The sequence below is a fragment of the Mycobacterium sp. genome, from assembly GCF_039583785.1.
Classification (GTDB): Bacteria; Actinomycetota; Actinomycetes; order Mycobacteriales; family Mycobacteriaceae; genus Mycobacterium.
Genome location: NZ_JAVKSG010000014.1, coordinates 35,770 through 62,089, shown reverse-complemented (window position 1 = coordinate 62,089; position 26,320 = coordinate 35,770). Strand labels below are relative to the sequence as shown.

Sequence of the window (26,320 nt, the reverse complement as noted above, 5' to 3'; positions counted from 1 at the left end):
TGTAGACCACGAACCTCCGGGTTCGGCGACGTCTTACACATGACACTGACGTGATGAGCCCAGTCATCGATCAACAATCCGCATGTCTCATGAGACACGCGGATTCTGGAGAACAGGTTCCGTTAGAACCTCCACTACAGCTACCGCGCCATGTTCGCGAAGCGCGACAGGTGCAGCTGGTGAGCGACAGTCACCGTCTTGGTCGGGCCGTTACGGTGTTTGGCCACAATCAAATCCGCCTCACCGCCGCGGGGATCGTCGCGGTCGAACGCGTCGGGCCGGTTCAGCAGGATCACCATGTCGGCATCTTGTTCCAGCGAGTTGTGAGCCGAAATACCTTGTGCGACAAAGTTATTAGTTCCCGGAACGGTTCCATCGTAGACATCGCGTTCGCCAATGCTGCTGATCTCAACGACTTTGTCCCAAAAGACGTCGCTGGTTGCCAGATCGTGTAGTTCGAAATCCTCGAGGAACGCGGCGGCTCGGTGGAGTCGAGCGCGGCTAGGGCAGCGCTTCCGAAGCGTCGATTCGCGGAAGTTGACTCCAATCGCCGCGGCAAAGGCACCATACGACAACTTTCTCCGAGTCAAAGCAAGTCGCACCCGGTCCCAAACTTCGCTTGGGACCGGGTCTGAATTGGCCCTCGGCGACACACCCTCCAAGTTGGCAAGCACTTCCCGGCAGGCGAAATACTTCGGGCCATTGGCGCCAACGTCTCGAAGAAATCGCCTTTGATTGTCGGTGCCGAAGATGTTCACGTGCCACGTATCTCGATATCCGCGCTTGGAGGCGCGATAGATTCGGCAAAAGATTCCCAGGCGCAGCAATAGCTGCGCCACATCGTCGATAAGGCGGCGGCTCGTGGATGCGTAGTAGATCCGACCTTGTCGGCCAACAGAATCCCAACGCACGGATCCGTCGGTGGCCCAGAGGTGGCTCAAGAACAGTGCCACTTGATCATTGGGCGCGGAAAAGATCGCATCGGGCACGAACTTTTCGTAGCTCCGGAGTCCGAACAACCCCAGCTGGTCTAGCCACGCCGCGATCGGATTGCGCTTTCCATGCGTCAGACGGTACGGCGCGGGCAGCCGCAGGGTGGTAACCCGAGTAGCCGCGTAGTCATCGCGCACCGCGGTCACGCCGAAGTGTGCGGCCGCCGTCGATACCGCGGCGCGGTCCTGCTCGTCGATCGAGGCATACCGGATCGGACCTCGCTTCACACACGACCCGTCACCGATCATGTGCGCCAGCAGAATCACCTCGGACTCGGCCATCCGCTGTGTGTCAACGGGTTCGGGAACGCTGCGCGGCACCGCCAAACGGTCGCCAATAGTCAACTCTTCCAACGGTGTCCAGCCATCGAGCGTCATGAACGGATGGTTGCCGGTGGCCTCGACTTCGCGCCCGGACGCCAGCCTCAGCCGGAACACCTCTTTGTGGCCGCTGGGAAAGACGTTCGTCATGGGCCGAGCCACCATCCGTAGCTGCTCGTCCAGTGACCAGACCAGCGGTCGCTCGCCGGTACGCATCAGCTCGCCAAACGTCACTTCCGCGCCCGTATCCGCTCGCAAAATGCGGGTATTCGCAGTAAGGCAACCCGACTCACGAAGGTCGGACAGCATCGGCTTTTTGTCGGTGCGCTGCTCCGGGCCACGGTTCAGCTGGCTGATCGCCACCACCGGGACCTCGAGCTCCTTAGCCAAAAGCTTGAGATGCCTGGAGAATTCCGACACCTCGATCTGGCGCGACTCGACCTTCTTGCCCGACGTCATCAGCTGCAGGTAGTCGACAACAACCAAGCGCAGGTCGGCCTTCTGCTTGAGCCGCCGCGCCTTGGCACGGATCTCCATCATGGTCAGGTTCGGCGAATCGTCGATATACAGTGGCGCCTCACTGATTTCGCTCATCCGCCGCGCCAACCGGGTCCAGTCGTCGTCGCTCATCCGGCCCGAACGCATATCGCCCAGCTTGATCTTGGCCTCCGCGGACAGTAGCCGCATCACGATCTCGGACTTGCTCATTTCCAGCGAGAAGATGACGCTGGCCTTGCGATGCTTGATCGAGCACGACCGCATGAAGTCCAGGCCGAGCGTCGAGTTATGCGTCGGCACCCCGCCTCGTCCGGCCAAATACAGCTGCGCGTCGTTATCCACTTGGACGCAACGCACCGGAACGGTGGAAACCGCGCGCACCGCGTCCACTTGCAGCACCGGCGCCATCAAAGTGGTGCCGCCTGGGCGCACAGAGCGCCCGAGGGATCCAGCCGCGGCGATAGTGTCCAGCCCGCCGAGCAATTGGTCTGTCGCGCGGATGCCGTAAGCCGTCGGCCACTGATGCTCGGCGTCGGCGACGATCACCGTGCCGTCGGAGAACTCGACCTCGTAGCAGGGCCGGCCCAGCATGATCTCGGTCGCGGCGACCACGCGGGTTGGCTGGCCGTCGGCACCGATCAACTCGTCGCCGACCGCGACCTCGCCCATCGTCGTCCAGCCGCCGGGCGTCGGCAGCGGAGTATCGAGCGCCAGCGCCTTGCCGACACCGGGCCTGGCCGCGACGATGATCATCTGCCCTGGGTGCAGACCGTTGGTCAGCTCATCGAGTTCGGTGAACCCGGTCGGCACGCCGCGCGCGATACCGCCGTTGGAGGCGATCGCGTCGATCTCGTCCATCGTCGGCTGCAGCAGATCTTCCAGCGGAACGAAGTCTTCCGACATCCGCCGCTCGGTGACCTCGTACATCTCGGCCTGCGCGCGATCGACCACCTCGGCGACATCGGCACCTTCGGCGCCGGCGTAGCCGTACTGCACCACCCGGGTGCCGGCCTCGACCAACCTGCGCAGCAGCGCCTTCTCCGCGACGATCCCCGCGTAGTAGCCGGCATTGGCCGCGGTCGGCACCGTCGAGATCAGCGTGTGCAGATACGGCGCGCCACCGATCCGGCGCAACAGCCCGCGGCGGTCCAACTCCGCGGCCACCGTCACCGCGTCAGCCGGCTCGCCGCGCCCGTACAGATCGAGGATCGCATCGTAGACGTTCTGGTGCGCCGGGCGGTAGAAGTCGCTGGGCCGCAGCCGCTCGAGCACGTCGGCGATCGCGTCCTTGCTCAGCAGCATGCCGCCCAATACCGACTGCTCGGCGGCTAGATCCTGGGGCGGTTGACGGCCGTAATCCTCGCTCGGAGCATCCGTAACCGGTCGACCCAAATCGTCTACGACAGCCACTGAACTCCCGCCTCCTCCGCGACCTTCGAACGCACATTCGACGTCGATGGCACGACGTTAAGTCACGCCACCGACACCGCTCGACTCAGCCCGACCGCCCGACGTCACCCCCATAACTGGGGGATTCCAGCCCGGGCGGGTCGACGGCCTTCGCCCTCATGACCGACTCGACTCGCGGACGGCGGGACACCACCGCGGGTCGTGTAGCCGATCTTCGAACGCCAGCGTCACCTCACGACAGGACGACGTTAAAGGTTGCTGACGAGGACGCCAAACGCGGATGTTCATAGACCTGTGCATGGTGTGTGCATATCCATCTGCGGCCGTGTTGAGGGGGTGTGGAGAACTTGTGGAGCGATTTCCGCCGGTGCTACATCACTGCAGATAAGCGCACCACATACTTAGGTATCTCATGTGGATGGGAATTCCATCGGCGTGTCGGGCGGGGTTGCCACTTCGGGCGTGTTGTGTTTCGCCGGATCGTTGCCAGCGTTAACGGACGGTAACGTTCGCTAACAGTTACTGACCGGTATGAGTTCGCTGGGCCGACGCCAAAACCCCGGGGGCTGCCGTTTCGGGCTGCCACCGGGGTTACGGATAGGGGCGCTCAGGCCTCGGCGACGACGTCGAGTGAGACCTTCACGTCGACGTCGGGGTGCACGTGCAATGTGATCGGATGGCTGCCGACAGCTTTGATGTGGCTCTTCGGCAACCTCACCACACGCTTGTCCAGGTTCGGCCCGCCGGCTTTGCGGATGGCCGTGACGACGGCGCTCGTGGTGACAGAGCCGAACAGCTTGCCCGAGTCGCCGGCGGTCTTCACCGCGAGCGCGACGGGGCCCAGGCCCTCGATGGCCGCCTTGATCTCGTTGGCGTGCTCGAGGTCACGGACCTGCTTGCTGTCGCGAGCGCGACGGATGTCGTCGGCCTGCTTCTGCGCGCCGCGCGAGGCGACGATGGCCAGGCCGCGCGGCAGCAGGAAGTTGCGGCCGTAGCCGTCCTTGACCTCGACGGTCTCGCCGACGGAACCGAGGTGGTCGACGTCGGCAGTCAAAATGAGCTTCATTTTCTGCTAATTCCGTTCTGCGTACCGCGGTTACCGCGTCGACGAGATGAAGGGCAGCAACGCAACCTCGCGGGCATTCTTGACCGCGATCGCGATGTCGCGCTGGTGCTGGACGCAGTTGCCGGTGACCCGGCGGGCACGGATCTTGCCGCGCTCGCTGATGTAGGTCCGGAGCAACTGGGTGTCCTTGTAATCGATGTCCTGGCCCTTTTTGGAGCAGAACACGCATTTGCGGGTCTTGACCGGTTTTTCCGGTGCCGGACGCCGCTTGGTGGACTTCGCCATGTCTTTCTCTTTCGTTCTGTTGGTGCAGAAAGTTCTTTACAAAATCAGAAGGGGGGCTCGTCGTCGCCGCCGCCGAACGAACCCGATGCCGGGGCGCTGCCCCAGGGGTCGTCGCCGCCGGCGCTGCCGCCGCCACCCTGAGGTGCGGCCTGACGGGATCCGCCGCCGCCGCCGAAGCCGCCACCGCCGCCGCCACTGCGGCTGGCCTTGTTGACCTTCGCGGTGGCGTACTTCAGGCTCGGCCCGATCTCGTCGACCTCGAGCTCGACCACGGTGCGCTTCTCGCCCTCACGGGTCTCGAACGAACGCTGCTTGAGCCGTCCACTCACGATCACGCGCGAACCACGGGTCAGGCTCTCGGCCACGTTCTCGGCGGCCTCCCGCCAGATGCTGCAGCGCAGGAACAGCGCTTCGCCGTCCTTCCACTCGTTGGTCTGACGGTCGAACATCCGCGGGGTCGACGCCACGGTGAAGTTCGCGACGGCCGCGCCGGACGGCGTGAAACGCAGTTCGGGGTCGGCGGTCAGGTTTCCGATAACCGTGATGACAGTGTCACCAGCCACTGAGACCTCCTAGGTCCGTACGGGTCAGCTCAGAATCGGCGAATGCTCTACAAAGGTCACGCTGAGCCTACGCAACGGCTCAGACGTGCTGCGGTCATTCGCCAACAGGCAACATCATCAGTGCTTGTCGGTGCGCATCACCTTGGTGCGCAGCACCGACTCGTTCAGGCTGAGCTGACGGTCGAGCTCGGACACCGTCGCGGGGGCGGCTTTGAGATCGATGACCGCGTAAATGCCCTCGGCGTGCTTGGCGATCTCGTACGCCAGCCTGCGTCGACCCCAGATGTCGACCTTGTCCACAGAGCCGCCGTCTTTACGGACGACGTTGAGGAAGGTCTCCAGCGACGGAGCAACGGTGCGCTCGTCAAGGGTGGGGTCGAGGATGACCATGACTTCGTATGGACGCATGGGAACCTCATCACCTCCTATGGTCGTTTGCGGCCACGGCTCATTTCTCCGTGGCAGGAGGGTCGCCTGCGTCGGCAACCGTCCTAGGCTACCGGACGGTGGCCGGGCTTGCGAAATCCGGCACCGAGCGCGACTACGTCGCCGCGACGGGTCGCCGCAGCCCGAACGGTCGCAGCCAATCGGGAAGCCAGTTCGGCGGCGCATCGGCGGCGCGGTCGAACACTCCGCCGGCCGGATCGTCGACCCGCCCGCCCCAGTGGACCAGATCGTCCCCGGGCCGATAGATCTGGCGGACCACCAGCGCGCACAGCAGCAGCACCGCGACATCGCGCAGCAGCACCGTCGTGGTGAACCACTGCTCAGGCAGCCCGCGATCGGGCACGCTGTACAGGTAGTACATCCGCGGCACCCAGACCAGCGCGTCAATGGTCATCCACGCCAACAGGATTCGCCGGTGCGGCAACGCCAGAACCGCCAACGGCACCAGCCACAGCGAGAACTGCGGGCTCCACACTTTGTTGGTCAACAAGAACGCGGCCACCGCCAAGAACGCCAACTGCGCCAGCCGTGGTCGGCGCGGCGCGGTCAGTGCGATGTAGCCGATTGCCGCACAAGACAATCCGAACAGTGCCAGCACCACCATATTCAGGTTGTTCGGCGGCTGCCACAAACCCAGGTCCGTATCGAAGCCCCGCCAGCCGGTGAACGACTTGACGACGTTGTAGAGCGAATCCATGTCCTCGCCGCGTCGGGCGTTGAGCCGGAAGAATTCCGACCAGCCGCGCGGAAAGAGCACCAGCACCGGCAGGTTCACCAGCAACCACGTCACCACCGCCGCGGCCCCGGTCCGGGTCGGCTCGCGGAACCGTCCGGTCCGAACGCTCAACACCAGCAACGGGCCCAGCAGCAACAGCGGATACAACTTGACCGCGCCGCCCAGACCGATCAGCACCCCCGCCAGCACCGGCCGCCGTCGCGCCCAGGCCAGCAGTGCACCGAGCGCCAAAGCCGTTGCCAGCGCGTCGAAGTTGGTGAAGATCTGAAAGATCACCAGCGGCGAGGCCCCTACCAGCGCGGCGTCCCACACCCGCCGCCCGGCCAGGCCGGCAGTGGCCCACAGTGTGGCCAGCCAGGCCAGTGCCAACCCGAGCGCGGAAACGTCGAAGAACACCACCACCTCGGCGATCACCGGCAGCGGGATCATCCTGCTCACCGCCGTGTAGGTCTTGGCCAACGACATCGACACGTACTGGTACATCCCGGTGAGAACCGGATACTCCATGTAGCGCAGCGCCGGCGTGCCGTCGTAGCGGGTTTGCGGTTTGCCGCTGCCGTCCTTCTCGATCCAGCTCGACTTGTATGGAAATCGGCCCTCGCTCAACAACTCTGCGCCGTAGAGCGGCACGGTGTCGGAGTAGCAGAGCTCGTAGTAGGCCCGCTGGTTCTGCCAGTTGGCGACGCGCTGGTCACCCGGCCCGGCGCCGATCGTCTGCAGGCACGGCGCCTTGGTCGACCAGCCCAACGCCAGGAACACCAGCGCGATCAGAAACATCACCCGCAGCGGCGTCAGGACCCTGGTGCGGCCGATGATCGCGTGCCGGCCCACCGGGCCGCCCACGACGTTCGACAGCGCTGCGCCGAGAAAATCGCTGCGGCTCGGGCAATCCCGGTCATCGGCGGAGCGCAGATCGCCGGCCAATCGGCCCGGTGAGATGTCGACACGATCGGAGACGGTCACGGCGGGGGCGGCGGTCCCGGCTCGGGCGCGCCCGGCGGCGCCGGTGGCGCGGGCGCCACTGTAACAGTGGTCGGCGGACCGATCGGAATGGTGATGCCCGGCGCGATCTCCAGCGTGGGCTGGATGACCGTCAGCTGTGGTGGCGGCGGTGGCGCGGCCGGAACGCCGGCAAATCCGCCGATCTCGGTGGGTTTGGGAAACGGCTCGTTGTTGGTGCCCTTCAGGGCGCCGTCCATCGTCGCCTTCCAAATGTCCGACGGCAGACCGGAACCGTAGACCGCCGCGCCGCCCCTGGTAACCAGCGGAATGTCGCCGCCCACGGTGCCCACCCAGACCGCCGTCGACAGCGACGGGGTGTAGCCGACCATCCAGGCGTCCTTGTCGGCGTCGGTGTCGCCGAACTGGGTGGTGCCGGTCTTGGATGCCGACGGCCGGCCGCCGGCCAGGGCGTGTCCGCGCGAGTACGCCGCGATCGGCTGCATCGCCGCCGTCACGTTGTCCGCGACGTCCTTGGGAATCCGCTGCTCGCCGGAGTTATCGGAGTTGGTGGCGTCGAAGAGGACCTTGCCCTCGGAGTTGACCACCTTCTGCACGAAGTGCGGGCGGTGATAGATGCCGGAGTCCGCCAGCGTCGCGTAGGCCGATGCCATGTCGATCGGACGAGTTTGATACTGGCCCAGCACAATCCCGTTGTTGGGCGGGCCGCCCTTGCCGTCCTCGGACAGCGTGTGCGAGACACCCGGGAAGCTGCCGGCAACGCCGGCCTGGTGCGCGGCTTCGGCCACGTCCTCCGGGCCGTTCTTCAACTTGAGCATCAGCCGGTAGTAGGAGGTGTTCAACGATCGCTTCAGCGCCTCGGCGATATTGCAGACCCCGCAGCCCTCGCCTTCGACGTTGGTGATCTTGATGCCGTTGACCGTCAACGGCGAGCTGTCCACCTGGTAGCCCAAGCCGATGCCCTGCTCGAGCGCGGCGATCAACGCGAACACCTTGAACGACGACCCGGTCTGCAATCCGGCTTGCGCGAAGTCGAATCCGTGCGCATCGTCGCCGCCGTAGTAGGCCTTCACCGCGCCGTTGTGCGGGTCGATCGACACCACCGCGGCCCGCATGTCGGCGTTCTGACCGGCCAGGTATTTCGCCACCGCGTGCTCGGCGGCCTGCTGCGCCGTCAGGTCGATCGTGGTGGTGACCTGCAGTCCCTGGGTGTTCAGCGTCTGCTCGTCGATGTTGAACAGCTCGAGCAACTCTTTGGTCACCTGCCGCTGGATCAGCCCGTTGGGTCCGGTGGTCTGGTTCTGCTCGCGGGCTCGTTCGGGCGGCACGGTCGGCGGGAACTGCTGGGCTGCGCGGTCTTTCGCCGACAAGGCGTTGTCGTCGACCATCCCGTCAAGCACCCAGTTCCACCGCTCCTGGGCGCCCTCCCGGTTGATCGCCGGGTCCAGCGTGGACGGGCGTTGGATCAGCGCGGCCAGCAGCGCGCCGTCGGCGACGGTGAGTTGCTCGACGGGTTTGTCGAAGTAGGCCCGCGACGCCGCGGAGATGCCGTAGGCGCCCCGCCCGAAGTAGATGATGTTCAGATAGGCCTGCAGCACATCGTCTTTGGACCACTCGCCGGACATCTTGGTCGCGATCACGAGTTCCTTGGCCTTGCGGACCAGGCCGCCGAAACCGGCGCGCTGTGATCCCACCAATGCGTTCTTGACGTATTGCTGGGTGATCGTCGATCCACCCTGGGTGTCGCCGCCGAAGATGTTGTTCTTCACCGCTCGGGCGAACCCGGTGAACGAGAAACCGGGGTTGGAGTAGAAGTTGCGGTCCTCGGCGGCGATCACCGCCTGGCGGACGTGCACCGGCACCTGGTCGATGTTGACGTCGACTCGGTTGCCTTCAGGCGGAACGATTTTCGCCAACTCCGAACCGTCGCTGGCCAGGATCGTGGAGACCTGGTTGGTGCGGATATCCCCCGGCTTGGGGATCTCGACGATTGTGTAGGCCATCGCGAAGGTGACGATCGGCAGCAGCAGGATCACGACCGCGCTGAGGTAGACCCCGCGCCGGACCCACGTCGAGTTGACGTGCCGCGCCCACTCCGGGCGCAATGGCTTCTTGCTCGGCGGCGATTTGGCGTCCAGTGCGGCCGAGGCCATCTCCATCGGGTCACGCCGGTCGGACCGCGACGTCGGCCGGCCGTCCAGGGCGGCCTTCACGGCGTCGATCGGGTCCTTGAAGCGGTCCGGTGCGTCGTCGGTGACCGGCGGGAGGATCGTGGTCAGCCGGTCGTCCGGGGGAACCGGTGGCCGGGACGAAGAGCTCCGTCGCGGCTGTTCAGACCCGCGGTCGGCCCCTGACCCTCGCGGGTTGTCAGCGGCTGAGTGGTCTTGCTGCCCTTCGCTATTCACTGGCCGTGCGGGCACCGTCGCGCGCCGTCCGGGTGCTGCGTGACTTGCGCGCCGGACGAGCCGCGGGTGTCGCGCCGAGCACATACGACTTGACCAGGTGATTCCAGCTGCAGGTTCGGCATACCTCCACAACATGTACGGAGAACTCGTCGAACCGCGACGCCAGCAACACCAACTCTTCGGCCGTCCGCGCAGAGCCCGACACCGCGCCGAGGTGGTCGCCGAACACCCACGACACCAGCGTCAGCTGCTCCTTGCGGCAGATCGGGCACATGACCGAGCTGACCTTGCCGTGGAATTTCGCCGCGCGCAGCAAGTAAGGGTTGGCGTCGCAGACCTCCGAGACGCCGGTGCGGCCGGAGTAGACCTCAGCAAGCAGCGACCGACGCCGAAGCGCGTAGTCCACCACCTGTCGCTGCAACCGCACGATGACCAGAGTACGTCCGCGCGGCCGGTTCGGAGCGGTAGGCCGGTCACGTTTCCGAGCCACGCAGCGCCTGCTGCAGCCGTGCCCGGCAGGACCCGTCGTCAACAGGCACGCGAACACGCTGATTCCAACCGGCTTGGCCCCCTGGCGACCAGTGGTTGAACGGCGCGAGAACGGCAGCTGGAATCCCAAAGTAGCGCCGAATATATCGGCCCGATACTATTACCCGAGACTGTTAGGCGACATAGCAGCGTCGCACTCAATCGAGCAAAGGAGGTGCCTCGGTGCTTGAGCTCGCCATCCTGGGACTTCTGCTCGAGTCACCTATGCACGGCTACGAGCTGCGGAAACGGTTGACCGGTCTACTCGGAGCGTTCCGGGCGTTCTCCTACGGGTCCCTCTATCCCGCACTGCGGCGGATGCAAGCCGACGGATTGATCGCCGAGAACGCCGCCCCGGCCGGAACGCCGGTGCGTCGCGCTCGGCGTGTGTACGAAATGACCGACGCGGGCCGGCTGCGCTTCAGCGAGCTGGTGGCTGACACCGGACCGCACAACTACACCGACGACGGGTTCGGCGTGCACCTGGCTTTTTTCAACCGCACACCCGCCGAAGCGCGGATGCGCATCCTGGAGGGCCGTCGCCGCCAGGTCGAAGAACGACGAGAAGGTCTGCGTGAAGCAATCACGCGGGCCACTAACTCATTGGACCGCTACACCCGCCAGCTGCACCAACTCGGGCTGGAGTCCAGTGAGCGTGAAGTCAACTGGCTCAACGAGCTGATCGCGGCCGAACGTGTTGCGCAACGCAGCGCCGAGCAGGCCTAGAGCCGAAGAAATCCCCCCGAGAAAGAGTCAAGGAGAACGCCGTATGAGTGAGCACAAAGCGCAACGGGCGCAGGGGGCACAGCCCGAGGTCCGAGTCGCCATTGTCGGCGTCGGCAACTGCGCGTCCTCGCTGGTACAGGGCGTCCAGTACTACTACGACGCTGACGAGAACAGCCCCGTGCCCGGCTTGATGCACGTGAAGTTCGGCCAGTACCACGTCCGCGACGTCAAGTTCGTCGCCGCCTTCGACGTGGACGCCAAGAAGGTCGGCTTCGACCTGTCCGAGGCGATCTTCGCGTCGGAGAACAACACCATCAAGATCGCCGACGTGCCGCCGACCAACGTGACGGTGCAGCGCGGCCCGACGCTCGACGGCATCGGCAAGTACTACGCCGACACCATCGAGGTGTCCGACGCCGACCCGGTCGACGTGGTGAAGGTGCTGCGCGACACAGAGGTCGACGTGCTGGTGTCCTACCTGCCGGTGGGTTCGGAAGAGGCCGACAAGTTCTACGCCCAGTGCGCGATCGACGCTGGTGTGGCGTTCGTCAACGCGCTACCGGTGTTCATCGCCTCCGACCCGGTGTGGGCTCAGAAGTTTGTCGATGCCGGCGTGCCGATCGTCGGTGACGACATCAAGAGCCAGGTCGGTGCGACCATCACGCACCGCGTGATGGCCAAGCTGTTCGAGGACCGCGGTGTGCAACTCGACCGCACCATGCAGCTCAACGTCGGCGGCAACATGGACTTCCTCAACATGCTCGAGCGCGAGCGCTTGGAGTCCAAGAAGATCTCCAAGACCCAGGCCGTCACGTCGAACCTGCAGCGCGAGTTCAAAACCAAGGACGTACACATCGGCCCGTCCGACCACGTCGGCTGGCTGGACGACCGCAAGTGGGCCTACGTGCGCCTCGAAGGCCGCGCCTTCGGTGACGTGCCGCTGAACCTGGAGTACAAGCTCGAGGTGTGGGACTCGCCGAACTCGGCCGGCGTCATCATCGACGCGGTGCGGGCGGCCAAGATCGCCAAGGACCGTGGCATCGGCGGACCGGTGGTCGCGGCGTCGGCGTACCTGATGAAGAGCCCGCCGCAGCAGCTGCCCGACGACATCGCCCGGACCCAGCTCGAAGAGTTCATCATCGAGGGCTGATTACTGAGTTGTGCCGAATGTGCGGTGGGGTCGCTTCGCGCGGCGCCACCGCACTTTCGTTGTGCGGCCGTTTCTGGTGTTGTGCGGCCGTTTCTGGGGCATGTACCGATGTGCCCACCTCGTAGCGAATTCGGGGCATACACCGACGGATTTCGCTCAGAGCGGGCAAAAAGCACACCCCCGAGTTGTGGTGACGGGAGTGACGAGCACGCTATGTCCTTTAGTGTCGAGAGCCATGACCGACATTGCCGACGACGAGCTGCTGAGGCTGTCCGAATTCGGTCTGCTGGCCGAAAACGCCGAGCAGGCCGGCGTGACCGGTCCGCTGCCGCCGGTGCGGCGGGTCGAGGCCGGCGGCATCAGCGCGCTGCAGTGGGGCGAGGAGTCGCCGCGGGTGGTGTTCTTGCACGGCGGCGGGCAGAACGCGCACACCTGGGACACCGTTGTCGTCGGCCTGGGGGTGCCCGCGCTGGCGGTCGACCTGCCCGGCCACGGGCATTCGGCGTGGCGCGAAGACGGCGACTACTCGCCGCAGAACAACGCCGCCGCCATCGCACCGGTCATCGACGGCCTCGCCCCGGAGGCCGAACTTGTCGTCGGCATGTCGCTGGGCGGGCTGACCGCGATCGGGCTGGGGGCGATCGCGCCACAGCTGGTGCGCGAACTCGTGCTGATCGACGTCACGCCCTCGGCGATGAAGCGGGTCTCCGACATGACCAAGGAACAGCAGGGCACCGTCGCACTGCTGCAGGGTGAACGAGAATTCCCCAGTTTCGAGTCGATTCTCGCGATCACCACTGCCGCAGCACCGCATCGCGACCGGAAGTCGCTGCGGCGCGGGGTTTTTCACAATACCCGCCAGCTCGACAACGGTAACTGGACCTGGCGTTGGGACACCATCCGGGAATTCCCCGACTTCGACCGTCTCTGGGATGACGTCTCGGGGCTGTCGGTCCCGGTCAGGCTGGTGCGCGGCGGGGAGTCGCCCTTCGTCACCGACGAGGACGCCCACGAACTGGCCGGGCGGGCACAGCAATTCCAAGGCGTCCGGACCGTGCAGAATTCGGGCCACTCCGTGCAGAGCGACCAGCCACTGGTACTGACTGAGATCCTGCGCGGCGTGCTCGCCGGCGAGTCGCCGCCCGCGCCTACCGTGGGGGCATGACCGAATTCTTGGCCGCAAGCCTCGGACCTTGGTCCGGGGTGAGGCCATCCCGCATGTCGCCGGGCGCAGCCCGGCGTTCAAAGAGCGCGTGGGCTTGGCTGTCGGTGTCGGACCTACCGGCTATGCTTTGCGCGGGTTCGCAGGGCAGGACATCGCCTGGGGCCGGAACCCGAGCAATACCAACTCGCGAGGCCGCTGGCAAGGCAGGTTGTGGCGCCCGCAAGGGACAGAGCGAGTCGGCCCGAACCGCCTTCAGCGGGCGGCCTACGGCGGCGCGGCTTGCCGCGCCGAGACAGCCGGACGCTGCGCGGAATCCTCCGACTTCAGTTGGGGGAAATGTCAATTCCCCCGACTATCGCAAGCTGGGCGACGCCGAACAGCTGTGCCGGTGGCGTGATCGGGCATGACCGCCAGCGCGTCGAAACTTGTTGCCCTGCTGGCTACTGTCCTGCTGACCTACATCCTGGCCCCGATCGCACCCGCCACCGCGGACAACAACCTGTGCAAGCCGGTGGGCAAAGACGGCGCGGTCGCGCTGCCGCGAAAACTGGCCACCGCCAACCGGCCGCGAGAGGACAAGTACACGACCGCCGATGTGGAGCCGTTGAGTTCGGTGGACATCAACGCGCTGGGCCTGCGCACACCCGGGACGCTCGTCGTCGGCACCCAGTCGGGTGGCCCGCCGACCAGCTGCCTGAACAGCGCCGGACGCTACACCGGCTACGACAACGAGTTGCTGCGGGCGATCGCCGCCAAGCTCGGCCTGCAGGTCGTCTTCGCCGGTACCGAATTCGCCGGCCTGCTCGCCCAGGTCGCGTCGCGGCGCTTCGACGTCGCCTCGTCGTCGATCATGGCCACCGAAGCGCGCCGTCGCACAGTCGGTTTCACCAACGGCTACGACTTCGGTTACCTGTCCCTGATCGTGCCGTCCGGTTCGCCGATCGACGGCTTCGACGACTTGGGGCCCGGACAGCGAATCGGCGTCGTCCAAGGCACTGTCGAGGAGGCCTACGTCGTCGACACCTTGCATATCGAGCCGGTGAAGTTCCCCGACTTCACCGGCGTCTACACCAGCGTGAAGACCCATCAGATCGACGCCTGGGTGGCGCCCGCCATGGAGGCCGCCGACGTGATGCGGCCGGGCGACTCTGCCGCCGTCGCCGGCTACACCTTCGGGCTGGGCAACTTCGTGGCCTACGCGGTGTCAAAGGACAACCAGCCACTGATCGCGGCGCTGAACGCCGGCCTGGACGCGGTGATCGCCGACGGGACCTGGTCGCAGCTGTACACCGACTGGGTCCCGCGACCGTTGCCGCGCGGCTGGCAACCGGGGTCGAAATCGGCGCCGACGCCGCATCTTCCGGACTTCGCGGCGATCGCCGAACGCAATCACCGCACAATCGACGAGGCCGCGCCGCCGAAGTCGACGCTGACGCAGTTGCGGGATTCCTTCTTCGATTGGGACCTCTACAAGCAGTCCATCCCGGCGATGGTGACCACGGGCCTGCCGAACACGCTGTTGCTGACGGTGAGTTCGGGTGTGATCGGGTTGGCGCTCGGCATTGGGCTGGCCGTCGCCGGGATATCGCGGGCCCGGTGGCTGCGTTGGCCGGCGCGGATCTACACCGACGTCTTCCGCGGCCTGCCCGAGGTGGTGATCATCCTGCTGATCGGGCTCGGGATCGGCCCGATCGTGGGCGGTTTGACCGACAACAACCCTTATCCGCTGGGTATCGCCGCGCTGGGGCTGACCGCGGCGGCCTACATCGGAGAGATCTTCCGCGCCGGCATCCAGAGCGTCGAGCCCGGGCAACTCGACGCCGCCCGCGCGTTGGGGCTGAGTTACCGCGCGTCGATGCGGCTGATCGTGATTCCGCAAGGGATCCGACGGGTGCTGCCCGCGCTGGTCAACCAGTTCATCGCGCTGCTCAAGGGGTCCGCGCTGGTGTACTTCCTGGGCTTGATCGCCGGCCAGCGCGAGCTGTTCCAGGTCGCCCGTGACCTGAACGCGCAAACCGGCAGCCTGTCGCCGCTGGTCGCCGCCGGCGCCTTCTACCTGATGCTGACCATCCCGCTGACCCACCTGGTCAACGTCGTCGACCATCGGCTTCGGCACGGCAGACCGGCCGATCCGCAGGCCTTGCCCACCAGTCAGGAGATCATATGACCAGCTCAGTATCCCTGGAAGGCAAGGGAATTCACTTGGCCTTCGGGCGCGACACGGTGCTGCGCGGCGTCGACATATCCGCCCCCGCCGGCAACACCGTCGCGGTGATCGGGCCGTCCGGGTCCGGGAAGTCAACCCTGCTGCGCACGTTGAACCGGTTGCACGAGCCAGACCAGGGCGACATTTTGCTCGACGGTGAATCGGTGCTGAGCGACGACCCCGACTTGGTGCGTCAGCGGATCGGCATGGTGTTTCAGCACTTCAATCTCTTCCCGCACCGCAGCGTGCTCGACAACGTCATGCTCGCGCCGCGCAAGCTGAAGCGCCTGTCCCGTGACGCGGCCCGCGAATCGGCGCTGGCCCAATTGGACCGGGTCGGCATGAAGCACAAGGCCGACAGCCGGCCCGGGGCGCTGTCCGGCGGCCAGCAGCAACGCGTCGCAATCGCGCGGGCGTTGGCGATGGAACCGCAGGTGATGCTGTTCGACGAGGCGACCTCGGCACTGGATCCCGAACTGGTCAAGGGCATCCTGGCGCTGATCGCGGACCTCGGCTCCGACGGCATGACGATGCTGGTCGTGACGCATGAAATGGCCTTCGCCAGGTCGACCTCCGACACCGTGGTGTTCATGGACCACGGTCGGGTGATAGAAACCGGCCCGCCGGCGCAGGTTTTCGAGGCCGCGGAAACCGAGCGGCTGCAGCGCTTCTTGTCACAGGTGCTGTGAGAGCGCAACCCGAATGTGGGCCTCCGAACAGCAGACAGGTTAGACTGACGAACTATGGCGGAAACTGAAGCCACCGTGCCCGAGCTCACCGAGCTGGCGGAGGGACTTCACCGTACGCTTTCCAAGCTGTTTTCGATCCTGCGCCGCGGCGATCCCAGCGCCGGTGCCGCGACGGCCAACGACCTCACCCTGGCACAGCTGTCGATCTTGGTCACTCTGCTGGATCAAGGCCCGATCCGGATGACCGACCTGGCCGCTCATGAACGCGTTCGCACGCCCACCACGACGGTGGCGATCCGTCGGCTGGAGAAGATAGGCCTGGTCAAGCGCTCGCGGGACCCGTCGGACCTGCGCGCCGTGCTGGTCGACATCACCCCGCGGGGCCTGGCCGTGCACCGAGAGTCGCTGAGCAACCGGATCACCGCCCTGGTCACGCTGTTGAGTCAGCTCAGCCAGCCTGAAGTGGACGCGCTGACCGCGGCGCTGGCGCCGCTGGAGCACCTGGCTGCCAGCGAGGCGGCTGCACCGGCCGCCGCGACCAACGGCGGCGCGACCGCGTAAGTCGCTGTCGAGCTTGGCTACTCTGGCAGCCATGCGGACCGCACTCGTCACCGGCGCCAGCCGCGGGATCGGCGCCGCGATCGCCGCCGCCCTGGCACCGACACACACTCTGGTGTTGGCCGGGCGACCGTCGCCTGCGCTACAGGCCACCGCGGAGCGGCTCGGCGCCACGGCGCTGCCGCTGGATGTGACCGACACCGACACCGACACCATCGCGGACGTCACCGCCGCGATCGGTGCGCTCGACGTGCTGGTGCACAATGCCGGCGTGTCGATTCCCGGGCGCATCGCCGAATCGACCGTCGAGCAGTGGCGCACTACGTTCGACGTCAATGTCGTTGGCGCGGTGGCTGTTACACTTGCACTGCTGCCAGCGCTGCGACGCGCCGCGGGGCAAGTGGTGTTCATCAACTCCGGGTCGGGCCGCAGAGCGTCGGAGAACATGGCGTCGTACTCGGCAAGCAAGTTCGCGCTGCGCGCGTTCGCCGACTCGTTACGGCTGAGCGAGCCGGCGCTGCGGGTCACCACCGTCTACCCTGGCCGCACCGACACCGACATGCAGCGGGAGTTGGTGTCTTTCGAGGGCGGCGAATACGACGCCGAGCGATTCCTGCGGGCGGACACCGTCGCCGCGGCGGTCGCACAGGCGATCCACACGCCGCCCGACGGCCATCTGCACGAGGTCATCCTGCGGCCTCGCGGCTGACGCGCATTTCCCGCGAAGTAGAAGCCAGGGTGGTGATTTTCCGTTATGCACAACCCTGGCTTCTGGCTGGCACCCTAGACGACCAGGTTGACCATCTTTCCGGCGACCACGATCACCTTTTTCGGTGTGTCGCCGGCCAGGAACGCCTGCACCTTCTCGTCGGCCAGCGCCGCGGCCTCCACCGCATCGGCATCGGCGCTGGCGGACACCGTGATTCGGCCGCGGACCTTGCCGTTGACCTGCACCGGATACTCGACGGTGTTCTCGACCAGATAGGCGGGATCGGCCACCGGGAACGGGCCGTGGGCAAGCGAGCTCGGATGCCCGAGCCGCTCCCACAGCTCCTCGGCCAGATGCGGCGCCACCGGTGCCAGCATCAACACCAGCGGCTCGACCGCGGCCCGAGGCGCTGCGTCGCGGTGCTGCTTGGTCAGGTGGTTGGTGTACTCGATCAGCTTGGCCACCGCGGTGTTGTTGCGCAGGGCCGCATAGTCTTCCGCGACGCCGGCGATGGTGCGGTGCAGCAGCCGCAGCGTGCCGGTGTCCAGCTCTGAGCGATCGGTCACCCGAGTCTCGCCGGAGTTCTCGTCGACCACCAGTCGCCACACCCGCTGCAGAAAACGTTGTGCCCCAATCACATCCTTGGTGGCCCACGGGCGCGATGCCTCGATCGGGCCCATCGACATCTCGTACACCCGCAGGGTGTCGGCGCCATAGTCGTCGCACATCTCGTCCGGCGAGATCGAATTCTTCAGGCTCTTACCGATTTTGCCGAACTCCTGGAAGACCTCGATGTCGCCGTCCGGCCCGGGATAGCAGAACTTGTCGTCACGCTCGACGACGTCGGCCGCCGTCACGTAAGCACCGCGGGAATCGGTGTAGGCGAAGGCCTGGATGTAGCCCTGGTTGATCAGTCGCCGGTAGGGTTCGCGGGAGCTGACGTGGCCGAGGTCGTAGAGCACCTTGTGCCAGAACCGTGAATACAGCAGGTGCAGCACCGCATGCTCGGCGCCGCCGACATAGAGGTCGACGCCACCCGGATCGTCCGGTCCGTGCTCGGCCGGCCGTGGGCCCATCCAATAGGCCTCGTTCTCCTTGTCGCAGAACCGGTCTGGATTGTGCGGATCCGTGTAACGCAGCTCGTACCAGGAGCTGCCGGCCCACTGCGGCATGACGTTGGTGTCGCGGGTGTAGGGCTTCAGCCCGTCGCCGAGGTCGAGTTCGACGTTGACCCAGTCGGTTGCCTTGCCGAGTGGAGGCGACGGCTCGCTGCCGGCGTCGTCGGGGTCGAACAGCACCGGCGAGTAGTCCGGCACGTCCGGCAGTTCGACCGGCAGGTCGGCGTCGTCCAACGCGTGCGCGCGGTCGTCACTGTCGTAAACGATCGGAAACGGCTCGCCCCAATAGCGTTGCCGCGCGAAAAGCCAGTCGCGCAGCTTGTACTCGATGCTGCCCCGGCCGTGGCCGTCGGACTCCAGCCGCGCGATGATGGCCTCCTTGGCTGCCTCGACCTCGAACCCGTTGAGGTAGTCGGAGTTCACCAGGACGCCGTCGCCGGTGTAGGCCGCTTGCGAAACATCGCCACCAACAATGACTTCCACGATCGGCAGGCCGAACTCGCCGGCGAATTCCCAGTCGCGCTGGTCGTGTCCGGGGACGGCCATGATCGCGCCGGTGCCGTATCCGGCCAGCACGTAGTCGGCGATGAAGACCGGCACCTGCTCGCCGTTGGCCGGGTTGGTCGCGTAGGCACCCAGGAAGACACCGGTCTTGTTCTTGTTCTCCTGTCGCTCAAGGTCGGACTTTGCGGCGATCGCCTTCCGGTAGGCGGCGACCGCCTGCGCGGGGGTCGCTTCGCCGTAAGTCCAGTGCGAGTCGACGCCGTCGGGCCACTGCGCCCCGCCCAGGGTGTCGACCAGCTCGTGTTCGGGCGCCAGCACCAGATACGTTGCGCCGAAGAGGGTGTCCGGCCGGGTGGTGAACACCTCCAGGTCGCCCGCCGACGACGAGAACAGCACCGCCGCGCCGGTGGAACGTCCGATCCAGTTGCGCTGCATGGTCTTGACCTTCTCCGGCCAGTCCAGCACGTCGAGGTCGTCGAGCAACCGATCGGAGTAGGCGGTGATCCGCATCATCCACTGCCGCAAGCGCTTGCGGAACACCGGGAAATTGCCGCGCTCGCTGCGGCCCTCGCCGGTGACCTCTTCGTTGGCCAGCACGGTGCCCAGGCCCGGGCACCAGTTCACCATCGAGTCCGACTGGTAGACCAGCCGGTAGCTGTCGATCACATCGGCACGCTCACCCGCTGACAACGTCGACCACTCCCGACGATCGTCCAATTGGCGTGTACCAGAGTCGAATTCGGTGATCAGCTCGGAGATCGGGCGGGCTTTTCCGACGGCGACGTCGAACCACGCGTGGTAGATCTGCAGAAAGATCCACTGCGTCCACTTGTAGAAGTCGACGTCGGTGGTGGAGAAGCTGCGCCGGTTGTCGTGGCCGAAACCCAGCCGGCCCAACTGGCGTCGGAAGTTGACGATATTGGCTTCGGTACGGGTGCGCGGGTGGGTGCCGGTCTGCACGGCGTACTGCTCGGCAGGCAACCCGAAAGCGTCGAAGCCTAACGCGTGCAACACATTACGGCCCCGCATCCGGAAGTAGCGGGCATAGACATCGGTGGCGATGTAACCGAGCGGATGGCCGACGTGCAATCCCTCGCCCGATGGGTAGGGGAACATGTCCTGGACGAACATCTTGGCGTCGGGGTCCTGGAAGAGGTCGGTGCCGTCCGTCGGCGCCAGCGAGCCGACCGGGTTGGGCACGTTGAAGGTCCCCTGCCTGGTCCAGTTGTCCTGCCAGGTCGCTTCGATGCGGCCGGCCAGGTCCGCGGTGTAGCGGTACCGCGGCGCGTCGGGGTCGGAGTCGGTCACGCCCAACAGGTTATAAGGGCGGTGTCGAGCGACCCGCCGACCACCGACGGTCTCGGTTGGATTGCAGACCGGTCAGGGGTTCATTCCAGGTGTGTCAAGGGTCGGTTGCAGCGCTGGAAGCCGCTGCTTGTCCCTGGTTACAGTCGATTTCTGCGTCTTCGAAACACCCGGGCAATCTCGGAAGGACCGACCCTCATGAAGCACTTGTCCCGTAGCTGGCGAGTAACGGTCGCGGGGCTTGCCGTCGGCGCCGCCGGTGTGTTGGGCGCTGCGGGCCCCACCGCGTCGGCCGACCCGGTGTTTCCGCCCCGGCCCGCTCCCGCTCCCGCTCCGATCCCCGCACCCGCACCGCAAGCCGCTCCCGGAGCGCTGGGCAACCCCGGAGCGCTGGGCAACCCCGGAGCGCTGGGCAACCCCGGAGCGCTGGGCAACCCGATGCCGGGGCTGGCACCGCAGGCCGCACAGCCCGGGCCCGCGGTCGCCCCCGCCGCCGCGGAGCAGCCGCCCGCTGCCGCGCCGCCGGCGCTGGTGCCGGCCACCGCTGGGACGCTGCGCGACTTCTTCACCAGCAAGGGCGTGCAGATGGAGCCGCAGAAAGCCGCCGGCTTCACCGCGCTCGACCTCGTCCTGCCGGTGCCGCAGGGCTGGACCCAGGTTCCCGACCCCAATGTGCCCGACGCGTTCGTGGTGATCGCTAATCGCCGCAGCCCCAGCCTCTACACGCCCAACGCCCAGCTCGTGGTGTACCGGCTGGTCGGCGATTTCGATCCGCACGAGGCGATCAGCCACGGCTACATCGACAGCCGGCAGCTGCCCGGCTGGCGTGACACCGACGCCTCGCTGGTCGACTACAACGGCTCCCCGTCGTCGCTCATCGAGGGCACCTATCGGCAAAACGAGATGATGCTCAACACCTCGCGGCGGCACTTGATCGTCGCGTCCGGACCGGATAAGTACCTGGTGTCGCTGGCCGTGACCACCGAGGCTGGCGGAGGCGTCGGCGAGGCGCAGGCCACCGACGGCATCATCAACGGCTTTCGGGCCGGACCGCCGGGGTCCAACCAGCCCGCGCCGCCACCCCCGGCAGCCGCGCCGCCGGTCGCCCCGCCGCAGGCAGTCGCCGCGCCGATCGCGCCGCCGCAGGCCTTGGCTCACTAACACCGGCGCTGCACCGGACCCGGACGCCTCGTATGGTGTCCCCATGCTCATCGCAGGAGTGCTGTGCGTCGGCGTGGCGGTGGTCCTGGCCGTTCTCGGGTTGCGGTCGCTGGCTCGTCCCGCCGGCACCAGCACCGTCGGGCTGGTGATGCGATCTGTCGCGCCCCCACAACTGGCCGCCGCAACCATGCTGGCCGTCGCCGGAGCGGTGGCCCTGGCCGCACCGGCGGCCACCGCGCTGACTGTCGTCTGCGTCTGCATCGTCGGTGCGCTGGGCACCGTCGCCGCCGGGTCGTACCAGACCGCGCGGTTCGCACTGCGTCAGGACGAGTCCGCGGGAAGTTGCGCCGGCACCTGCGCGGCCTGTGTGCTCAGCTGCCATTGAAGCGCCGCCCACCTGCGTTCTGACATCGCGGCTGAAGCGCGGGCCGTCGAAGCCGCCCTGGCCGCCACCAGTCGAACTTTCCGTCGGGGTCGCTACCCGGGCGACGAGTACTCGGCGGCCCGCAACAAGTCCTGGAGCGCGGCCGTCAGTCGTCCTTCGACGAATGCTGCGCCGGTTGCTCGATCACCTGGAAGTCGGGGTCTGTCATCGTTACCGGGCCGTTGTCGGTTTGGTGCGCCTTGCCGGTGATCCGCAGCACCTGGCCAGGCTCGACATCCGTCCCTTTCCGGCCCGGTGTGAACGTGACATGCAGATCGCCGCTGTCGTCGCCGATCACCACCGAGCGGAATGTCCGTCGGTGCTTGGTGACGTCCTCGACTCGACTGACCCGGCCCTGCATGGTTGCTTGGCGCCCCGGGATGAGGTCATCCACCGCGGTCACGGTTGACGGCTGTTCGGGATGTTCGTATTGGTCGACAATGTGGCTGTCGCTTCGCAATATCCGCGCTTCCAGCCTGCCGAACCGATCAGAGATCCGTTGCCCCAATCTCCCGGGAAAAGCGTCGTCGATGCGGGACTGCACGTCATACGGCACGACTGTGGCAGCGGCGTCCGGGATCCGACCGACAGCCCGCGCGATCTTCTCGGGCGTGCGGTCGTGCAGGAATCGCCCGGGCAGTGGCGCATACATCCGGTGCGGCAATAGCACGGTGACGTTGGTGTCGACGTGTTCTTCCAGTGCGGTGATGACCAACTCTTGCACCGCCCGGTTGATCTGCCGGTCTGGGCAGTCCACCAACCGCAGCGGGACGTCCAGGCGCAGGTAGTCCCAGCGCTCTTGGACCTGCCCGGCATAGGTCGCGTCGAGCACGAAATGTACCGCCGTCATCTCATCCGCGCGCAGGCCCCTGCCATAGCGCAGGGCTTCGAGCACCGCGAGATCGGCCGAGTTGACCAAGACGAACACCCGGTGCCGGGCGTACCTGGTCAATTCAGGACGATCGTTTCGGAACGCTTCCAAGATCGCGGCCTCGGACCGGTACTCCCGATTGGACCGCATCAACGCCAGCACCAGCACCGGGAAGACGACCACGACCAGCCACGCGCCTTCGGTGAACTTGGCCACCGCGAAGATGCCTACGACGACAGCCGACATGACCCCGGCGGAAAAGTTGATCACCAGTTTGCGTCGCCACCCGCGCTCATGGCGCGAGAGATGGTATTTACTCATGCCGAAGCCGGCCATCGCGAAGCCGGTGAACACCCCGATCGCGTAAAACGGCACCAGGGCACTGACCGATCCGCCGGTGGCCACCAGCAGCGCCACCGCCAACACCATCAGCGCGACGATGCTGTTGGAAAAAACCAGACGATGGCCGCGTTTGCTCAACTGTCGCGGCAGGAAACGGTCCCCGGCAACGAAATTGGTGAGTGCCGGGAAACCGTTGAAGCTGGTGTTGGCTCCGGTGAACAGGATCGCTGCGGTGGACACCTGGACCAGGACATACAACGCCTTGCCGATCCACCCGTTGCCGAACACGGCTTCGGCGATCTGGGAGAGCACCGACGGGTAGCCGGCGAGATACGGGCTGGCGTGGGTGGTGTACGCGAGGTAGGCGACGCCGGCCAACAGGAAACCCAGGATGCACGCCATCACGGTGAGCACCCGGCGGGCGTTGCGGCCCTGCGGCTTTCGGAAGAGGTCGACCGTGTTGGAAATCGCCTCCACCCCGGTCAGCGACGAGCCACCGTTGGCGAACGAGCGCAATAACACCAGGATCGTGGCGCCCATCACCAGACCGCTGCCCTGATGCACCGGCACGGCCCCGGCCAGGTGCTCGGGGTGATATTTCGGCAGGCCCCAGAAAACGTCGCGGATGACGCCGGTGACGATCGTCGCCGTGATCATCACCACGAAGGCGTAGGTGGCCATCGCGAACGGCCGGCCCGCTTCGCGCAGCCCCCGGAGGTTCGCGAAGCAGATGAAGATGACGACGGCGACGGTGATCTCCAAGCTGTAGGGGCCGAGCGTGGGCCATCCCGACACCACAGCCACGGTGCCCGCCGCCGCCTGCACCGCTACCGTCACGACATAGTCGATCAGCAGTGCCGCGGCAGCCACCTGGGCCACCCGCGGCCCGAAGTTCTCCCGCGCGACGATGTACGATCCGCCGGCGCGGGCGTAGGTCATCACCACCTGCCGGTAGGACGCCGACACCAGCGTCAGAATCACCAAGATGACGCCGGTGATGGGCAGCAGCAAGACGAATGCGGCCAGCCCGGCATGCGGCAGCAATTCGAGCAAAGTCTGCTCTGCGCCGTAGGAGGTCGACGAGATCGCATCGGGTGACAGCGCCCCTAGTGCGACGGGGTTCGACAGCTTCTCGGATTTCAAGGCGTCAGTGGTCAGCGGCTTGCCGAGAAACACCCGCTTCATCACATCCGAGAAGGACCGCGGTATCTGTCGTTCACCGGCCGTTATCGTCATGTTTTCTGCTTTACCCCTCCAAGCGCGTCCAAAAACGGCAGCCGTTCACCAGGTGACGGCCATTTTCGATGGACGTCGGCGGCGCTAGCGTAGGAAGTCGTGGACAGGTTCGTTGACCTGACTGGACGGGGGTCCAGGGATCTTCATCCTGCCGCCGTAGGACCTGTTCCCAGCCAGCCGCAGCATCGTCAGTGAGCCGCCCGTTCCCACGAAAGGCGCGGATTTGATACCCGTCACCTACACGATCTTGTTGCTGTGCGGCCCGGCAACGGCCATCGCTGCAATTTGGGGGGCTGAGCGCGTCGGGGTGCCTTACCCGATCTTTTTGGTTGGCGTCGGCGTCTTCCTCAGCTGGTTTCCGTGGACCCCGTCCCCGGAAATTTCGCCCGAAGTCGTCTTCTATCTGTTCCTGCCGCCACTGATCTACTATGCGGCGCTTTTTGTAGCTCCCGACGAATTGCGCAGGCATGCCCGGCTTGTCGTCCTGCTTGCGGTCGGATTGGTGCTGGCTACCACGGTTGCGGTAGCAGTCATCTTGACCGGCCTCATCGGGCTGTCGTTTGTGGTGGCCCTCGTGACGGGCGCCATTGTGGCGCCAACGGACACCGTTTCGGCCACCGCGGTCTTTCGCCGACTGAACGCGCCGGAGGAACTCACGACGATCATCGAGGGCGAGGGCCTCACCAACGATGGGTGCGCTCTGGTGCTCTATACCGGCGCCGTGGGCACCGCGGTAGCGGGGGCAGTACACCCGGGCCACCTCGTCCTCACGCTGCTGTTGGGACCGGTGGGCGGCGCGGCCCTTGGTCTCGCTATTGCCTGGTTGATGGTGAGGGTGCGGCTACGCATGAACCATCCGGCGCTGGAAATCACCGTCTCTTTGGCCACGCCGTACTTCACCTACGCGGCCGCCGACGCCGCCGGCATGTCAGGAGTTCTGGCCACCGCCATCGCCGGCATCTACGTCGGTGCTCGGATGAGCGACATCTATTCGCCGGGTGCCCGCCTACAAGCACTGGCCTTCCTCGAAGTGTTGGTCTTCCTGCTCAACGCGGTGCTGTTCATTCTGGTTGGTATCCAACTTCACCGACAAGTGCACTGGTCGGCGCCGAGCAGACCGATCCCGCACCTGCTGTTGACGTTAGCGGTGGTATTTGTCGCTGTGGTCCTGATGCGGTTCCTATTCACGCTGCTGGGACCGATTCTGGAGAGGTCGCGCGGTCAACCGGTAGAGCCGAGTCGATGGCGGCAGCGCGTCGTCGTGGGCTGGGCCGGCATGCGCGGCGGTGTATCGCTTGCCGCCGCGTTGGCCGTTCCCTTGCGTCGCGCGGACGGCTCACCCTTTCCCGATCGTGACCTGGTGATCCTGATAGCGGGGGCGGTCGTCCTTACCACTCTGGTGATACAGGGCGCGAGCCTTCCTTGGTTGCTGCACCGGCTCGGGCTGCGGCTCAAGGGTTTCCAGGGCGAAGAGACCGCAGCCCGCCTGCGCGCAGCGTGTGCCGCTCTGGAGTGGTTGGACGCACAACTGCCCAGCGATGAGCGCGCCGATGACACCGCAGAGTCCTTGCGCGCCCTCTACGCGGCGAGGGTGCGGCGCCTGCAAATGACCGCCCCGTCTCATCATGAGTCGGATGCCGCTGAAGGTGATGGCGATGAACGGCGCCGTTATCTGGCGTTGCGGCTCGAGATGCTGGGCGTCGAGCGCACAGAAGTGCTGCATGCTCGGCGCGAAGGACGCATCAACGCGTCAGTATTGCGTTCCATCGAAAGGGGATTCGATTTGGAGGAATCCCGCCTCAGTAGCCTTTGATGCACCGCATCCCTGCGCGAGAGTTGGCTGCGGCGCTGGCCCCGAGCGGAGCGTCGTGGCATGACTATGTTCCATCGTGTTCGCCCCGATGCGCTGCCGGCATTGTGCCTAGCGCTCGACTCGACCCGGCGC

The 26,320-nt window shown here is 66.0% G+C and carries 20 protein-coding genes; 10 read left to right on the top strand and 10 right to left on the bottom strand.

All coding sequences use genetic code 11. The features are described 5' to 3' along the window. Positions 1-140: 140 nt before the first annotated feature. The 8 genes from ABDV69_RS07545 to ABDV69_RS07510 all read right to left on the bottom strand — a co-directional run bounded on the left by ABDV69_RS07545 (position 141) and on the right by ABDV69_RS07510 (position 10,110). Positions 141-3,221 (bottom strand): replicative DNA helicase, encoded by a 3,081-nt coding sequence (locus ABDV69_RS07545; protein ID WP_343572976.1) that lies wholly within the window; start codon positions 3,219-3,221, stop codon positions 141-143. Positions 3,222-3,828: 607 nt separating this feature from the next. Further along, a complete protein-coding gene (gene rplI / locus ABDV69_RS07540) occupies positions 3,829-4,287 on the bottom strand; it encodes a 50S ribosomal protein L9 (RefSeq protein ID WP_343572974.1) in 459 nt (152 codons plus the stop codon). 30 nt (positions 4,288-4,317) lie between these two features. Continuing rightward, complete coding sequence (rpsR, locus tag ABDV69_RS07535; protein WP_343572972.1) at positions 4,318-4,572, bottom strand: 30S ribosomal protein S18; 255 nt, start codon at positions 4,570-4,572, stop codon at positions 4,318-4,320. Positions 4,573-4,616: 44 nt separating this feature from the next. Continuing rightward, complete coding sequence (locus ABDV69_RS07530; protein ID WP_343572970.1) at positions 4,617-5,135, bottom strand: single-stranded DNA-binding protein; 519 nt, start codon at positions 5,133-5,135, stop codon at positions 4,617-4,619. Positions 5,136-5,252: 117 nt separating this feature from the next. Continuing rightward, a complete protein-coding gene (gene rpsF / locus ABDV69_RS07525) occupies positions 5,253-5,543 on the bottom strand; it encodes a 30S ribosomal protein S6 (protein WP_343572968.1) in 291 nt (96 codons plus the stop codon). Positions 5,544-5,676: 133 nt separating this feature from the next. Further along, complete coding sequence (locus ABDV69_RS07520; protein ID WP_343572966.1) at positions 5,677-7,281, bottom strand: glycosyltransferase family 87 protein; 1,605 nt, start codon at positions 7,279-7,281, stop codon at positions 5,677-5,679. Then, entirely contained in the window at positions 7,278-9,683 is a 2,406-nt protein-coding gene (locus ABDV69_RS07515; RefSeq protein WP_343572965.1) for a transglycosylase domain-containing protein, read from the bottom strand. Before ABDV69_RS07515 ends, ABDV69_RS07520 begins: the two co-directional genes overlap by 4 nt. Then, positions 9,676-10,110, bottom strand: coding sequence for a DUF5318 family protein (locus ABDV69_RS07510; protein ID WP_343572963.1), 435 nt, complete (start codon positions 10,108-10,110; stop codon positions 9,676-9,678). The genes ABDV69_RS07515 and ABDV69_RS07510 overlap by 8 nt, the downstream gene beginning before the upstream one ends. Before the next feature lie 284 nt (positions 10,111-10,394). On the opposite strand from ABDV69_RS07510, the gene ABDV69_RS07505 reads away from it, so the two are divergent. The 7 genes from ABDV69_RS07505 (at position 10,395) to ABDV69_RS07475 (ending at position 17,414) form a co-directional block, all read left to right on the top strand. Then, a complete protein-coding gene (locus tag ABDV69_RS07505) occupies positions 10,395-10,937 on the top strand; it encodes a PadR family transcriptional regulator (protein WP_343572961.1) in 543 nt (180 codons plus the stop codon). Positions 10,938-10,980: 43 nt separating this feature from the next. Then, entirely contained in the window at positions 10,981-12,087 is a 1,107-nt protein-coding gene (locus tag ABDV69_RS07500; protein ID WP_343572960.1) for an inositol-3-phosphate synthase, read from the top strand. 235 nt (positions 12,088-12,322) lie between these two features. After that, complete coding sequence (locus ABDV69_RS07495) at positions 12,323-13,252, top strand: alpha/beta hydrolase (protein WP_343572958.1); 930 nt, start codon at positions 12,323-12,325, stop codon at positions 13,250-13,252. Between the two features lie 403 nt (positions 13,253-13,655). Further along, positions 13,656-15,419 (top strand): ABC transporter substrate-binding protein/permease, encoded by a 1,764-nt coding sequence (locus tag ABDV69_RS07490; RefSeq protein WP_343572956.1) that lies wholly within the window; start codon positions 13,656-13,658, stop codon positions 15,417-15,419. Next, positions 15,416-16,147, top strand: a complete 732-nt coding sequence (locus ABDV69_RS07485; protein WP_343572955.1) for an amino acid ABC transporter ATP-binding protein — start codon at positions 15,416-15,418, stop codon at positions 16,145-16,147. Before ABDV69_RS07490 ends, ABDV69_RS07485 begins: the two co-directional genes overlap by 4 nt. Positions 16,148-16,201: 54 nt before the next feature. Next, positions 16,202-16,708, top strand: coding sequence for a MarR family transcriptional regulator (locus tag ABDV69_RS07480; RefSeq protein ID WP_343572954.1), 507 nt, complete (start codon positions 16,202-16,204; stop codon positions 16,706-16,708). A gap of 31 nt (positions 16,709-16,739) precedes the next feature. Next, positions 16,740-17,414, top strand: coding sequence for an SDR family oxidoreductase (locus ABDV69_RS07475; RefSeq protein ID WP_343572953.1), 675 nt, complete (start codon positions 16,740-16,742; stop codon positions 17,412-17,414). Between the two features lie 74 nt (positions 17,415-17,488). On the opposite strand, the gene leuS is transcribed toward ABDV69_RS07475, so the two are convergent. Beyond that, positions 17,489-20,353, bottom strand: a complete 2,865-nt coding sequence (gene leuS / locus ABDV69_RS07470; protein WP_343572987.1) for a leucine--tRNA ligase — start codon at positions 20,351-20,353, stop codon at positions 17,489-17,491. A 186-nt stretch (positions 20,354-20,539) separates the two neighbouring features. On the opposite strand from leuS, the gene ABDV69_RS07465 reads away from it, so the two are divergent. Next, a complete protein-coding gene (locus tag ABDV69_RS07465; protein ID WP_343572952.1) occupies positions 20,540-21,502 on the top strand; it encodes an LpqN/LpqT family lipoprotein in 963 nt (320 codons plus the stop codon). Positions 21,503-21,545: 43 nt separating this feature from the next. Then, positions 21,546-21,887 (top strand): hypothetical protein, encoded by a 342-nt coding sequence (locus ABDV69_RS07460; protein ID WP_343572951.1) that lies wholly within the window; start codon positions 21,546-21,548, stop codon positions 21,885-21,887. Positions 21,888-22,032: 145 nt separating this feature from the next. Here ABDV69_RS07460 and ABDV69_RS07455 read toward each other — a convergent pair whose 3' ends face one another. Next, a complete protein-coding gene (locus ABDV69_RS07455; RefSeq protein ID WP_343572950.1) occupies positions 22,033-24,375 on the bottom strand; it encodes an amino acid permease in 2,343 nt (780 codons plus the stop codon). Positions 24,376-24,598: 223 nt separating this feature from the next. Here ABDV69_RS07455 and ABDV69_RS07450 point away from each other — a divergent pair, with 223 nt between their 5' ends. Continuing rightward, entirely contained in the window at positions 24,599-26,188 is a 1,590-nt protein-coding gene (locus ABDV69_RS07450; protein WP_343572949.1) for a Na+/H+ antiporter, read from the top strand. Positions 26,189-26,320: the final 132 nt, after the last annotated feature.

What these genes read in the sequence shown, in the direction of transcription:
- rplI (WP_343572974.1), bottom strand. Translation starts at nt 4,287, where the DNA reads ATGAAGCTCATTTTGACTGCCGACGTCGACCACCTCGGTTCCGTCGGC.
- rpsR (WP_343572972.1), bottom strand. Translation starts at nt 4,572, where the DNA reads ATGGCGAAGTCCACCAAGCGGCGTCCGGCACCGGAAAAACCGGTCAAG.
- rpsF (WP_343572968.1), bottom strand. Translation starts at nt 5,543, where the DNA reads ATGCGTCCATACGAAGTCATGGTCATCCTCGACCCCACCCTTGACGAG.
- ABDV69_RS07500 (WP_343572960.1), top strand. Translation starts at nt 10,981, where the DNA reads ATGAGTGAGCACAAAGCGCAACGGGCGCAGGGGGCACAGCCCGAGGTC.
- ABDV69_RS07495 (WP_343572958.1), top strand. Translation starts at nt 12,323, where the DNA reads ATGACCGACATTGCCGACGACGAGCTGCTGAGGCTGTCCGAATTCGGT.
- ABDV69_RS07490 (WP_343572956.1), top strand. Translation starts at nt 13,656, where the DNA reads ATGACCGCCAGCGCGTCGAAACTTGTTGCCCTGCTGGCTACTGTCCTG.
- ABDV69_RS07485 (WP_343572955.1), top strand. Translation starts at nt 15,416, where the DNA reads ATGACCAGCTCAGTATCCCTGGAAGGCAAGGGAATTCACTTGGCCTTC.
- ABDV69_RS07480 (WP_343572954.1), top strand. Translation starts at nt 16,202, where the DNA reads ATGGCGGAAACTGAAGCCACCGTGCCCGAGCTCACCGAGCTGGCGGAG.
- ABDV69_RS07475 (WP_343572953.1), top strand. Translation starts at nt 16,740, where the DNA reads ATGCGGACCGCACTCGTCACCGGCGCCAGCCGCGGGATCGGCGCCGCG.
- ABDV69_RS07465 (WP_343572952.1), top strand. Translation starts at nt 20,540, where the DNA reads ATGAAGCACTTGTCCCGTAGCTGGCGAGTAACGGTCGCGGGGCTTGCC.
- ABDV69_RS07460 (WP_343572951.1), top strand. Translation starts at nt 21,546, where the DNA reads ATGCTCATCGCAGGAGTGCTGTGCGTCGGCGTGGCGGTGGTCCTGGCC.
- ABDV69_RS07455 (WP_343572950.1), bottom strand. Translation starts at nt 24,375, where the DNA reads ATGACGATAACGGCCGGTGAACGACAGATACCGCGGTCCTTCTCGGAT.